General features: G+C 55.0%; 15 protein-coding genes and 2 pseudogenes. All 17 read left to right on the top strand.

What is annotated here, in order from left to right:
• Positions 1–429: pseudogene (locus ABF824_RS12870) on the top strand (hypothetical protein); the annotation flags it as partial.
• A 3-nt stretch (positions 430–432) separates the two neighbouring features.
• Positions 433–756, top strand: a complete 324-nt coding sequence (locus ABF824_RS12865; protein WP_062810094.1) for a TrbC/VirB2 family protein — start codon at positions 433–435, stop codon at positions 754–756.
• A 3-nt stretch (positions 757–759) separates the two neighbouring features.
• On the top strand, positions 760–1,083 hold the full coding sequence (locus ABF824_RS12860) for a type IV secretion system protein VirB3 (RefSeq protein ID WP_010665815.1): 324 nt from the start codon (positions 760–762) through the stop codon (positions 1,081–1,083).
• Positions 1,083–3,455: a VirB4 family type IV secretion/conjugal transfer ATPase gene (locus tag ABF824_RS12855; RefSeq protein WP_075624468.1), complete on the top strand. Its 2,373-nt coding sequence runs from the start codon at positions 1,083–1,085 to the stop codon at positions 3,453–3,455. Before ABF824_RS12860 ends, ABF824_RS12855 begins: the two co-directional genes overlap by 1 nt.
• Before the next feature lie 16 nt (positions 3,456–3,471).
• Positions 3,472–4,158 (top strand): type IV secretion system protein, encoded by a 687-nt coding sequence (locus ABF824_RS12850; protein WP_062810096.1) that lies wholly within the window; start codon positions 3,472–3,474, stop codon positions 4,156–4,158.
• Positions 4,159–4,169: 11 nt separating this feature from the next.
• The gene (locus ABF824_RS12845; RefSeq protein WP_152334407.1) at positions 4,170–4,565 is read left to right on the top strand and encodes an EexN family lipoprotein; all 396 of its coding nucleotides are present in this window, start codon (positions 4,170–4,172) and stop codon (positions 4,563–4,565) included.
• A 44-nt stretch (positions 4,566–4,609) separates the two neighbouring features.
• Positions 4,610–5,530, top strand: a complete 921-nt coding sequence (locus ABF824_RS12840; protein WP_007284444.1) for a type IV secretion system protein — start codon at positions 4,610–4,612, stop codon at positions 5,528–5,530.
• A gap of 38 nt (positions 5,531–5,568) precedes the next feature.
• The gene (locus tag ABF824_RS12835; RefSeq protein ID WP_175575114.1) at positions 5,569–5,739 is read left to right on the top strand and encodes a type IV secretion system lipoprotein VirB7; all 171 of its coding nucleotides are present in this window, start codon (positions 5,569–5,571) and stop codon (positions 5,737–5,739) included.
• The gene (locus tag ABF824_RS12830; protein ID WP_075624470.1) at positions 5,736–6,425 is read left to right on the top strand and encodes a type IV secretion system protein VirB8; all 690 of its coding nucleotides are present in this window, start codon (positions 5,736–5,738) and stop codon (positions 6,423–6,425) included. The genes ABF824_RS12835 and ABF824_RS12830 overlap by 4 nt, the downstream gene beginning before the upstream one ends.
• Positions 6,422–7,342, top strand: a complete 921-nt coding sequence (locus tag ABF824_RS12825) for a TrbG/VirB9 family P-type conjugative transfer protein (RefSeq protein WP_062810097.1) — start codon at positions 6,422–6,424, stop codon at positions 7,340–7,342. The genes ABF824_RS12830 and ABF824_RS12825 overlap by 4 nt, the downstream gene beginning before the upstream one ends.
• Positions 7,339–8,472: a type IV secretion system protein VirB10 gene (gene virB10, locus ABF824_RS12820; RefSeq protein WP_415489410.1), complete on the top strand. Its 1,134-nt coding sequence runs from the start codon at positions 7,339–7,341 to the stop codon at positions 8,470–8,472. Before ABF824_RS12825 ends, virB10 begins: the two co-directional genes overlap by 4 nt.
• Positions 8,462–9,502: a P-type DNA transfer ATPase VirB11 gene (gene virB11 / locus ABF824_RS12815; RefSeq protein WP_062810098.1), complete on the top strand. Its 1,041-nt coding sequence runs from the start codon at positions 8,462–8,464 to the stop codon at positions 9,500–9,502. The genes virB10 and virB11 overlap by 11 nt, the downstream gene beginning before the upstream one ends.
• Before the next feature lie 13 nt (positions 9,503–9,515).
• On the top strand, positions 9,516–11,336 hold the full coding sequence (locus ABF824_RS12810) for a type IV secretory system conjugative DNA transfer family protein (RefSeq protein WP_062810099.1): 1,821 nt from the start codon (positions 9,516–9,518) through the stop codon (positions 11,334–11,336).
• Between the two features lie 20 nt (positions 11,337–11,356).
• Positions 11,357–11,563 carry a hypothetical protein gene (locus tag ABF824_RS12805; protein WP_062810100.1) on the top strand — a complete coding sequence of 69 codons (207 nt, stop codon included), beginning with the start codon at positions 11,357–11,359 and terminating at the stop codon, positions 11,561–11,563.
• 13 nt (positions 11,564–11,576) lie between these two features.
• Complete coding sequence (locus ABF824_RS12800) at positions 11,577–12,155, top strand: GIY-YIG nuclease family protein (RefSeq protein WP_075624471.1); 579 nt, start codon at positions 11,577–11,579, stop codon at positions 12,153–12,155.
• A gap of 180 nt (positions 12,156–12,335) precedes the next feature.
• Positions 12,336–12,689: an ArsR/SmtB family transcription factor gene (locus tag ABF824_RS12795; RefSeq protein WP_062810101.1), complete on the top strand. Its 354-nt coding sequence runs from the start codon at positions 12,336–12,338 to the stop codon at positions 12,687–12,689.
• Positions 12,686–12,757, top strand: a pseudogene (locus tag ABF824_RS12790) (arsenate reductase); the annotation flags it as partial. The gene ABF824_RS12795 and the pseudogene ABF824_RS12790, both read left to right, overlap by 4 nt.

Here is a 12,757-nt window from a genome sequence, read left to right as displayed (position 1 = left end):
GGTCCACAATACCATCGCCGCCTGAATACGCCCGCGTCTCCCGCCGGATGCTTACATGTTGGCGGTGAGAGCCACGAGGCGCAGCAGAAGGCGCTTCGTGTAACAATTTCCCGATACAATACCGGAGATGCACAGCGCGGCTTTACGAATGGCTATGTGGGCAAGGTGGAAGCATCTGCCCGCAAGGTTGTTCCTGCGCTCGATGTAGGCATGGGTCAGAGCGGCGTGCCGGCCGCTCTCCAGCCGCAACAGGTTGCTGTTCCTACCGATCCAAACGCCCCCCCGGTGTGGGACGTGTGGGGCAGCTTCGAATACAGCACAGCGTCTGACACCAAGAAAAAAGGAAATGATCCTCGGGCTTCAGATGCGGTGTTGTTTGTCCAGGCTAGGGATGGTTCGGCCGTTTTTCCTCAACTGAGCAAGGAATAAGATATGCTGTCGTCCAGTCATTACGTTGCAGTTCGTAGTCCACGCTTGAAGGCGGGTCTGGTTGCATGGGTGGTTTTTCTATCTGTTCTTCCGGCAGTGGCCTATGCACAGACTGTTTCTGGTGGTTCAACGCCCACACAGATGATTAACAATATCTGCACATTCATCTTGGGTGATTTCGGCAAGAGCATTGCTGTCGTCGTACTCGCGGCTGCCGGATTGATGCTGGCATTCGGCCGTCTTTCGTTGGGTATATTCGCCGGAATGGTTGGCGGTATCCTCTTAATGTTTGGCGCGGCCTATCTCGGGTCCATGGTTACCGGGTGACTCATGGAAAAATTGGAAGAAGACACCCTCTTTCTTGCAGCAACCCGTCCGGCGCTATTGGCAGGGGTCCCTCTGCCGGTAGCTGCACTATTGCTGACGATGATTGGGCTCATAATGGTCCTTCTTCAAAACCCACTATATGAAGCAGTAATGGTTCCGCTTTGGTTCGGATCGCGAATACTTGTCGCGAGAGACTATAATGCGGTTGGCGTGGTAGTTTTGTTTTTGAAGACGGCCGGACGTTCTTTGGATAGTTCCTTGTGGGGCGGGGCATCTGTCAGCCCAAATCCGCTGAAGGTTCATAAACGGGGGAGGGGCATCGTGTGATGTTTGGCAATCCCGGTTATGGCGAACGCTCAGGTGAGATTTATCTTCCGTATGTTGGGCACATTACGGAAAATGTCATTCTGCTTCGTGATGGATCAGTTATGGCAATGGGCTACGTCAAAGGCGTTCCCTTCGAGCTGGAAGATACTGTCGTCCGTAATGGCCGCAAGCGCAATATGAATACTGTCCTTCGGAATATCTCCGATGATAACGTAACAATTACGACTCACATGGTACGGCATTCGGATGTGCCGGTATTGCCAAAGACGCATTTTAGGTCAGATTTTGCGTCGAGACTTCATGAAGATTACAATAGAAGAGTTCTAAAAGATCGTTTGTTTAGAAACGACTATTTTCTCTCTGTTGTGGTGACTCCCCGGAATGCACTCGGCAAGATGGGCAGCAAGCTCTTTCGGGTGGGTAAAGGCGAGGCGACAGAGGCCAGTGACGCGACAGTCAGGCAGCTTGAAGATGTCTGGCAGATCGTTTCGTCTGCTCTCGACAATTATAGCGTGCGGCGCCTGGGGCTGCGTGAGCATGATGATGTCGTCTTCACTGAAATCGGCGAGGCGTTGCGTCTCATCATCTCTGCACGCTGGATGCCTGTCCCGGTTGTATCGGGACATCTTGGAGCGTCCATTTACACGGATCGGGTAATCTGCGGCAAACGTGGCTTCGAAGTTCGTTCTCTGGATCGGAGCTATGTCGGTGGCATTTTTTCGTTCCGTGAATATCCGGCCAAGACCAGGCCCGGAATGTTGAATGCCCTGCTCAGTGTGGGTTTTCCCCTCGTGGTAAGTCAGTCCTTTGGCTTTCTGACACGCTCACAGGCTGATGAAAAGCTGACGCTGAAGGGTAATCAGATGGTAAGCGCAGGTGACAAGGCGACCAGCCAGATCGACCAGCTCACGGATGCCGTAGATAAGCTCATATCGAACGAATTTGTCTTCGGATCGCATCATCTTTCATTGGCAGTTTATGCTGATACCCTTGCGCAGCTAGGCGATAATGCTGCTCGTGCGCGGGCACGGCTGACCGATGCCGGTGCAGTAGTCGTACAGGAAGGTATCGGCCTAGAGGCCGCCTTCTGGTCACAGTTGCCCGGAAATTGGGAGTACCGCACCCGTCCCGGCGCTATCAACAGCAATAATTTTGCCTGCTTTTCGACCTTTGACAATTTTCCGGCAGGAGCACGCGAAGGCCATTGGGGCACGGCAATCGCCCGTTTTCGGACGGATGGTGCGACGTCTTACGATTATGTGCCTCACGTCAAGGATGTGGGCATGACGGCGATCTTTGGCCCGATCGGCTCGGGCAAGACGACCCTGCTGACATTCATTATGGCGATGATGGAACAGGCGCTCTCTGAGGTGAACGGTGCCGTCGTATTCTTCGACAAGGATCGGGGAGGGCAGCTTCTGGTCCTTGCTACTGGTGGCACGTATCTTGTTCTCAAGCGTGGTGTTTCCTGCGGCCTTGCGCCGTTGCGTGGCCTGACGAACACGCCCGAGGATCGGGAGTTTCTGCGGCAGTGGCTCACCGGGCTGATTGAGAGTGACGGCAAGGGCACGGTCTCGTCAGAAGATGCAAAGCGACTGCAACGGGGGATCGAACGGCAGATGTCCTATCCCGTCGAAATGCGCTCACTTGCTGGATTGCGCCAGTTCTTGATGCACGGGCCAGAAGAGGGAGCTGGTGCCAGGTTGGAACGCTGGTGCAGAGGCGGCGCATTGGGATGGCTGTTCGACGGCGAAACCGATGAAGTGGATCTGTCGAGCGCCATAACAGGCTTTGATCTGACGGCTTTTCTCGATCATGACGAAATATGCGCCCCGACGGCTGCGTATCTGCTCTATCGGATCGAGAAGGTGGTTGACGGCCGACGTTTTCTTATGAGCTGCGATGAATTTAGGGCCTATCTTTTGGACCCGAAATTTGCCGCTGTAATCGACAAGTTCCTGCTGACCGTTCGTAAAAACAACGGGATGCTGATTTTGGCGACACAACAGCCGGAGCACGTTCTGGAATCAAAGCTGGGTTCGTCGCTCGTTGCGCAGTGCATGACAAAGATTCTCTACCCGTCTCCCACGGCTGACCGGCACGCCTACATCACGGGACTAAGCTGCACCGAGGGCGAGTATCGTGCTGTACGGGAAGGGATGGTGGGTGATCCCAAACGGTTTCTCATGAAGCGGGAAAACGGCAGCGTCATTTGTGAATTCGATCTGTCCTCCATGCCGGAATACATCGCGGTACTGTCCGGCCGCGCCAATCGAGCGAATTTTGCCGAACGGTTGAGGGCAGAATACGGGGCCGATCCGAGCCAGTGGCTCGACCATTTCATGGCCCGTTACCACGAAGCGAAAGACTGAGGCGAGGGAGGGCACGATGAAGGCATATAGTCTGGTTGCAGTGGTATGGTTTTCTCTCATTGGAGCGGATGCCGCCCGTGCGCAGGTGGCTGTATTTGATAATGCAAGCATTGCGCAAAGCGTCACCAATACCACAAATGAAATCAATCAGATGATGGACGAGCTGAAGCAGCTACAAGCGCAATATCAGCTCCTTCAGAACATTCCGAATGTCGCAACGGGGATGCTGACGACTTTCAACAGCGTCAATCTGCAAAATCCGCTGCCGACAGTTACACAAGCAACCGGGCAGATCACGGGAGCAACCAATACACTGAATAGCTATGGTCAGTCATTTATGAGCCTGAACAGGTATTCAGCTACGGGAACAGATCCAGTTGCGCAGTCATATCAGCAGAGAGAAACTTCTTTAGCAAACATTCAAGGTATAGCAGCGCAGAACCTTGATTCTATTAACCAGCGCCTCGCTTCGCTTGATGAAATGAAGCAGGAACTGTCGAACGCAAAGGATATTACGCAGGTCAGCACGATTAACGGTCGGATAGCCGTCGAGAATCAGGCCATCCAGGCACAGGCGGCTGCGGCCCAAAATCTTCAGACTCTCTCTATGGCGCAGATCCGAAATCAGGAATTGCAGGAGCAAGAGGCGGCGCGGAAGGACGACGAAGCGACCGCTGCTTATTTCCCTGCGGCCATCCAGTGAAGGGATATGCTGTGAACGGTTACAAGACCCTTGTTGTGGCATCTTTGGGCGTGCTTGCGAGTGGTGTGGCTTCTGCTCACCCGTTACCCAATGCCGCGGAGCATACAGTGGAATGGTATTCATCGCACGCGGCCGCACGGCGTCAGGTAAACCGTGAGTGCATGAACGACCGGACGTATGAGAATTATCCGGATTGTAGGAATGCCGTTGCGGCTGAGACAGGTGCCGAAGCCCCGGCCCAGCCAGCAACGGACGACATGACGCAGCCGGGTTATTACGTGGACAAGCGGCAGCGTGACATCGTGCTGGCTTTGTGCGGGGTGAACCATCCTCCCCCGGCCGCCGTATGTAGCGCAGCAAGAAACGCAGCCTCGGCAGCCAACAAAAAGGGAAGCGGTCGGCAATAGACGTGAACTTAAAGACGGTGCGCCGTTGACGCGGGGTAAAGACTATGACGACGCCATTTGAAGACTTCGACACAAGCCTACGGACAGCTTTTTCGACCGGGACATCGAATGTCATCAGCCAAGGACTGTCTGCTGTGGCGTCCCCGTTCACGGCGTTGATTGTTCTGTGGGTGATTGTCCAGGGCGTACTCGTCATGCGTGGTGATCTGGATGCCAGACGCGGCATATCAAGGATTATTCGGGTGACGCTAGTTTCCGCATTCATCTTGGAAGCTGGCATATACAACGGTTACGTCGTGAATCTTTTCCAGACTGTGCTTCCGACTTGGGCTGCGAGTTCGGTATCCAGCTCTACGGCTTCGACACCTAAATTGCTGGACGACATCTGGAACAGCCTCGTCAATTATTCGGCAACAATAGATAAGCAACTTCATTGGTTTCAGGTTGTCGATCTGATTGAGCTGGCAATGATAGCGATCGCAGATGGTGCGATGCTGACAATAGCTTTTGCCATCTACATCTGCTCAAGCCTCATGACTGCTGTGATTCTGTCTCTCGGTCCATTCGTCATTGCAGGTTTCCTATTCGATGCGACAAGAAATATTTCCGAACGATGGATAGGAAAGCTGGTGGGCCTCGCTCTCCTGTCATTGCTTGTTGATGTTACGATGATAATCGTGGCGACAGGCATACGGACTTATATGTTGGCCTGTAATCTTAATGCAGTTTCTGCTGCGGGAACGCCGGGTATTGCCATTCAGATTATGGAACAGACGGCGATGTTTATTGCCGTATCGACCTTTATTCTTATTTCGTTGCCGGCTGCTGCTGCTTTTATCGGCGGGGGAGTATCGCTCAATCCTGCTGGGGCAATCCTGAATACAATCATTGGCGGCGCAACGGGCGGTGTTGGGACTGTCGCAAAGGCAGGGGCCAACATCGGCAGGAAGTCTTCTAATAAATAACTAAGTTAAGTTTTAACATTACTAGTGGAGTAAGACGGATGTCAAAGATCCGTATAAGTATTTCTGTACTCATGCTCTCTGTTTTATCGGCGTGCGCAAGTCACGATCCGGTCCCAAAATGCAAAGGACCGACATTTGCTCTGAACTCGGGGCACTGGAAACCGACAGAAGCGGACCTCAAAAAGCCAAAGGAGATTGGGCATAAATGACAGATCAGAAATTTGTCCCGCCCGTTCCGAAGGAAAAGATGGCGGAATATTATGAGCAGGTCGAGAATTTCCAGAAGTCGCGAGCGCGCGCGGTCGTCAAGATCAATAAGTACCTGACGATCGGCTTAGGAATTTCATTGCTGGCTAACGTCGGCTTGGCCTGGTCGGTTGCTTCGCTGTTGCCGTTGGAAAAGCTGGTGTCCATGCCGTTGTGGGTTCGCCCGGACGGAACGGTTGATAGCGAGATCTCCATGTCACGCTTGCCGAAGACAATGGACGAAGCAGTCGTCAATGCAGCGGTGTGGCAATATGTTCGGCTACGCGAGGGCTATACATATGCCACGGCGCGCTATGCCTATGACACGGTTTCTCTCATGAGCAACGAACAAGTCAGAGAGCAATATCAGTCGTGGTTTAATTTCCCCAACCCCAAGAGCCCACAGGTAACGGTTGGAAAAAGGGGCCAGATCGACGCCGAACGTCTGTCTCTCGCTCCCATTGGCAATAACGTCATTCAGGTGCGCTTCCGGCGCATTGTGTCGATGGAGGGAGCGCGCCCACAGACGACGACCTGGACCGCGACTGTGCAGATTCAGAGGGTCACGGATCTTCCGGCCAGTGCCCGCTTGGCAAATCCGGGCGGTGTGATCGTCACGTCCTATCAGTCGTCGGAGGATGGGGTATGATTCAGCGTCTCGCAGTTGCTGCCTTCCTTGCAGCGACCTCTCTTTCAGTCGTGCCCGCATTTGCAGAGCAAGACCCTCTGCCCAGCCGTCATGACACGCGAATGCGGTACGTGCCTTATGTAGCGGATCAGGTTGTTCATCTTTCGACTGCCGTGGGGGCGACACTGGTGGTTGGTTTCAGTCCTCATGAAACCGTCGATCGCGTCGCAGTGAGTGACAGCATACATCTGAAGGCAGCCCCGGCAGGGAACTATCTTTTCTTCAAAGCGACACAGGGGCTTGGCCTTCAGCCTGTTATCGTGTTGACACGAAACGATACCGGTGCCGAGCGGCGATACGTCTTTGAAGTGACGACAGTTGCAAGTGCGTCGCTCGCGAATGCGACGGACGGCGTTTACTACAGCGTGCAGTTCACTTATCCCGCTGATGAAGCCGCAGCGCGTCGTGCTGCCGTCCTGGCCCGGCAGCAACAGGAGTGGGCTCAGGCCGAGGCACGAGCAAAAGAGTTGGAACTTCAGCTCGCGCATGAAAGGATGGAACGGGAAACAAAAGACCCGAATTTCGGTCCCAAGAATTGGAAATACATTGCTCAGGGTGATCGTTCTATTCTTCCTATCGAAGTATGGGACAACGGAAACATCACTGTTTTCCGGTTTCCGGGGAATGTGCGTCTTCCCTCGCTTTTCACGATCAATCCGGACGGAAAAGAAGCGACTGCCAATTATAGCGTGAAGAACGATCCGGCTGGGTGGGGAACACTGATGATTGCCGATCATCTCGCCCCAGCATGGCGTCTGCGAGATGGAAACACCGTCTTGTGCGTCTTCAACAAGGCATTTGATCCGGTTGGTCGTAACCCAGGCACAAATACCATCAGCCCGAACGTGGTCCGCACGCTGAAGGAGGCCGCCCAATGAGCGACGAACAGAACAACAATAGTGGAATTAACGACGGCGGCTCTCTCGTATCAAACAACAATCGACGCGAACTAAACGCATGGCAAAAGGTTGGAATTTTCATACTCGTTGTCGTAGTTGCGCTGGGTTTTATTTGGCTTCGTGCTCTCGATAGAGCGAAGAAAACAGAGGAACAGAATAATCAGCCTGTCGTAGCGGCTGGGACGCACATGCGCAGCGCACCGCTGACACCGCCACCTGCTCTTACAGACCAAAATCTGCCAATGCCGCAGCAAGCTCCGCAGCGGTTTTTTATGCCTGCGCAAGCAACGCATCACGAGGTAACGCCGGCAGAAAGCCCGATTTTTGCCGCGTCAGGAGGCTCGGGGGGAAGCTCTGCACCTCAGCCCGCGTCTGCGCAGGAATCTCCCAAGACGGTGACGGTCAATGGAGCACAGCCCCCGGCCGGACAAGATCCGCAGGGGGATAGGTCACTGGCCGTTCGGCTAAAGCCGACAGTGTTGGAGGAAGCGCGCGCGCGGTTGCTTCCGCACCCGGACTTTCTGGTTACGAAGGGGACAATTATCCCGTGCATTCTTCAGACCAAGCTAAACACTCAACTCGCCGGATACGCGAAATGTGTGATTCCCCTCGATGTGCGGAGCACAACGGGGAATGTGGTTCTCATGGACAAGGGGACGATTGTCACCGGTGAGATGCAGCACGGTTTAATGCGCGGTGAAGACCGGGCATTCGTGATTTGGGATCTGGCAGAGACACCGGAACACGGCATCATTGATCTTGCATCACCCGCGACGGGTGAGCTGGGCGAGAGCGGTGTTAAAGTGACGGTGAACAATCACTGGTGGTCGCGCTTTGGCAGCGCCATTCTTCTAAGCGTGATTCAGGGTGGTCTCGATGCCGGGGTCGAGCTGGCATCCCGGGTTGGTAGCAACAATAGCGGTGCATACTTCAATTCATTCCAGTCAAACGGGCAGACAGTCGCGAATACGGCGTTGCAAGCGGACATCAATATTCAACCAACTGGAGAAAAAGCACAGGGAAAGACGGTCGCTATTTTTGTCGCGCGCGATCTTGATTTCTCGGACATCTATGACCTGAAGCCAACGGTAGGTAGCAATGCTCAATGAAGCAGCGGTACAGCTCCGTTTTCTGATGCAGCCCCTTGCGGGCTGGCTCGAAGACCCGGCGACGGAAGAGATCTGCGTTAATAAGCCCGGAGAGGTTTTTGTTCGGCAGAGGGGTGTGTTTACGCAACACGCTCTCCCCTTGACCTATACGGATCTGGAAGACATCGCGATCCTGGCAGGAGCTTTGCGCAAACAGGACGTGGGTGAACGGCATCCTCTGTGCTCTACCGAGTTGCCAAACGGGGAGCGCCTGCAAGTATGTTTGCCGCCATCCGTACCCGCAGGGACGGTGAGCCTGACGATCCGGCGGCCAGGGGGGAGTGTGGCTGCCCTCAGTTCCGTAACAAAGCGGTACAACATTGCGCGTTGGAACCGCTGGGATAAACGGACAGAGGCCGAAGAGAAACGGCACGAAGAGGTTCTGCGGTATTATGACGAAGGCAATCTCGAAGCCTTCCTCGCTGCGTGTGTACGGAACCGTATGACCATGCTGCTGTGCGGGGCGACAGGCTCTGGAAAGACCACGATGGGCCGAACGCTGATTTCGGCCATTCCGCTGCATGAGCGGCTGATAACGATCGAAGACACGTTGGAGCTGGTTATTCCGCACCCCAACCATGTGCGGTTGCTCTATTCAAAGTCGGGAACAGGAATCAGCTCGGTCAGTGCGGAAGACCTTTTGCACGCAAGTCTGCGCATGAGACCAGATCGGATCTTGCCGGCGGAGCTTCGCGACGACGCTGCATGGACATATCTCAATGAGGTCGTATCGGGGCATCCCGGTTCGATTTCTACCATTCATGGCGCAAATCCGGTTCAGGCGTTCAAGAAGCTCTTCTCGCTTATCAAGGGCTCGCCCCAGGGGGCGGCGCTAGAAGACAAAACTCTTGTGGACATGCTCTCCGCCGCGATTGACGTAATCGTGCCCTTCGAAACGACAGGCGAGATCTATTCCATCGGCGAAGTGTGGCTGGCAGCGGATGCGCGCCGGAGAGGCGAGACAGCAGCAGATCTTCTGACGAAATACTGAAAGGAAGCGCACGATGGCGTCAGAAAACAAGTCGATCGTCTTGATCGCCCGGATTATCCTCGGAATTCTGATGGTATTTGTGTCTTGGACCGTTGTCGCGTCTTTTGTTTTTCTGAAGGGAACGGGTTTATCGGGCTCGTTCGAGCATCCTTTCTATCAATGGTGGCTCTATTTTCTGTATGGCCGGGATAATCCGATCGTAGTGCAATGGCTCAAGATCGGCGCGGGGGCAGGCGGTGTTGTGGTTGCGCTGGTAATGCTGGCGGTGATCTTCCGGCGTGGTGCAATCGGCCCTTCTCTGCGCCCGTCCATATTCAGTCGAAGGCAACGGCCTATCCGTGGCGTGACAGAGAATCATGGCTATGCGGACTGGATGACAATGAAGCAGGCCAGGCAGCTCTTTCCACGTCCTTCCGCTGAATATGGAGGTGTCGTTGTAGGCGAAGCCTATCGCGTGGACGAAGACCGGCATGCAAGGGTGCCCTTTCATCCTAAAGAGCCGAAAACATGGGGACAGGGCGGCCGTGCGCCATTGCTCATAGATCCCTGTGAGACAGGATCGACCCACAGTCTGGTTTTTGCCGGACCGGGATCGTTCAAGTCTACGTCGGCCGTCACCACGCTGACCACATGGACGGGCTCTGCCGTGGTGCTTGATCCGAGTACAGAATTGGGGCCGATGCTTCGACCGTTCCGCGAAACGCTGGGTCATCAGGTCTACGAGCTGCGGCTCGGTGGAGATGTTGGCTTTAATGTCTTGGACTGGATCGACATTCGTTCGCCCGAAGCAATCACGAATATACAGGACGTGGTGTCATGGATATGCCGGGAGAGTGGTGCCAAAAAAGACGCCAATAACGAGTTTTTTGACCGGCAGGGCCGCAATCTCGTGACGTGTTTATTGGCGCACATGATGTTTGATCCGGACCTTCCAGACGAGGAAAAGACCTTGCGGACGCTGAGAAGCGGGGTCTGCACGCCGCAAGAAGAAATGCGGAATCTGCTGAACACGATCCATGCGAGCAGTCCGTGCGCCTATGCGAGCCAGACGGCCGGCGCGCTCAAGGGACTGGTCGATGAGACGTTTTCCGGGGTGTATGGCAATGCCGATGACAAGACAGCCTGGCTCAGTAATCCTGCGTTTGCGGACCTGGTGTCCGGAGACAGTTTTCGCTCGTCAGATCTGGTCGATGGCAAGATGGATGTTTTCGTACAGTTGCCATTGCGGGCTTTGGAAAACACACCCGAAATTGGTCGCACGATTATAGGGGCGTTACTGAATGCCGTTTATGAAGCTGATGGCAATATTCGGAATCGTGTCCTCTTCCTTCTGGACGAAGTCGCACGTCTCGGTCCTATGCGGATCATGGCAACAGCACGGGATGCCGGGCGCAAATACGGTATTACCCTGAGATTGCTCTATCAGTCGGTCGGACAACTCGAAGAACAATGGGGCCGTGAGGGAAAGCGAGCATGGTACGAGGCGGCCGCACATCGGACATATGTTGCGATCTCCGATCTCGATACCGCGAAAGAACTGGAAGAAACCTTCGGTCAGTATGGTGTCATGGCGACATCCGAGGGCAGCAATACCGGCACCTCGGGGAAAGGCTGGGAAGCGAGCAACCGTTCGCGCGGGGCGAACACGAGCTATCACGAAATCAGCCGCCCGCTGATCCGACGGGAAGAACTGCTGAACGATGTCCGGGTAGATGAAGCGTTTGTGGTGGTGCGTGGTGGTCGTCCGTTGCGTTGCGGGATGCCTATCTATTTTCGACGGCCTGAAATCAGAGAAAAAATAGCGGCCAATCGGTTCAATAAGATCTCGGCCTGAGTGTCAGGGGGACATGAGCAATGTCGGAAACGAACAATGAGAAGCGTCGGGATAAGGCGCGTCAGCAGGGAAGCCAGAAGACGGCCGGTATTGCCGAGGCGCAGAAAGCGGCATCGCGTGAGAGTGTCGCTGATCGCTACTGGAAGCAAACAAGCGAAAAGGGACAGACCCCTGGACAGCGGGCGGAGAGCAACAAGCCACGTGCAAAGCCCAAAAGCAGTCCGTAACTAGGAGGCTGACATGCCTGAAGCGGGCTGGCTGTACGTTCTCGAAATTCCGGCATTACCTGGGGTAGTGAAAATCGGGCGCACGTCCAGAGATCCGACGTTACGATGCCGCGAGTTGGGCGGCGCGGATTGCCCCTTTGAGCTGGTTGTCGCGTGGAAGAAACCTGTGCCTGATGCGCAAGCGGCCGAAAAGCAGGCGCATCGGATGCTGGTTGCCAAGCGGCTGCGACGTGCAGACCGGGTGCTTGGTCATGTGGCTTTTGCCCGGTCCCGCGAGTTTTATCGGGCGAATGTCCAGGACGTCACGTCGGTCCTTGAGGTCATTGTTGCTTCTCGCGTGCGCGCGCGATCTTTGCTGCTGGCGGCAGCTCGCCCAGGTCGGTGTCAGCCCTTTCGATCAGGATGGAAAGGGCGACGCAAACTGGCAAGGCATTATCGGCCGACTGGCCGGGCGGCCGGGTTTAATGCGCTCATGGTTCCTATGATGCTTCTTGCTGTCATTATGGCGGTGCGTCCGGATGTGAACTGGCTACCGTGGCCTATAGCGGCTTCGCTCGAATGGCTGGAATCGCTGAGTATGATGCTTTGGTAAAGACAGTGATGGGCGATCAAAAAAAGCCATACAGTAACAGTAGGGCTGTTGATCGGCGGCTTAGGAAGATAAGCGAGGTGTCTGATCTGAGCAGCAAAATTGAGAAAATCGACGGTCATGATCTCCGTTTGCTTGATAGGATACCTTGACTTGTATCCATATATCTGAAAAGCCAGATATATGGATACAAACTCTGCCATTGCCGCACTTAGCGCCCTGTCCCAGTCCACGCGGCTGGAGATCTTCCGCCTGCTTGTGCGCCATGAGCCGGACGGGCTGCCCGCCGGGGACGTCGCACGCCATCTTGATATGCCGCAGAACACGATCTCGGCCCACCTCGCCACCCTAGCCCGCGCCGGCCTGCTGACCTCGCAACGCCATAGCCGGCTGATCGTCTATCGCGCCTGTCTTTCTCGCCTGCACGACCTGATGCTTTTCCTCGTCAGGGACTGCTGTGCAGGCAGCCCCGAACTCTGTACGCCCCTGATCGCGACCCTGTCCTCCTGCTGTCCGTCCCCGGAATCCTGCTCATGACCATCACGATCTATCACAACCCAGCCTGCGGCACGTCGCGCAACGTGCTGGCACTGATCCGCAACAGC

The sequence above is a fragment of the Acetobacter sp. genome (assembly GCF_047721705.1).
In the GTDB taxonomy this organism is placed as follows: Bacteria; Pseudomonadota; Alphaproteobacteria; order Acetobacterales; family Acetobacteraceae; genus Acetobacter.
This window is presented reverse-complemented; position numbering and strand designations above follow the sequence as displayed.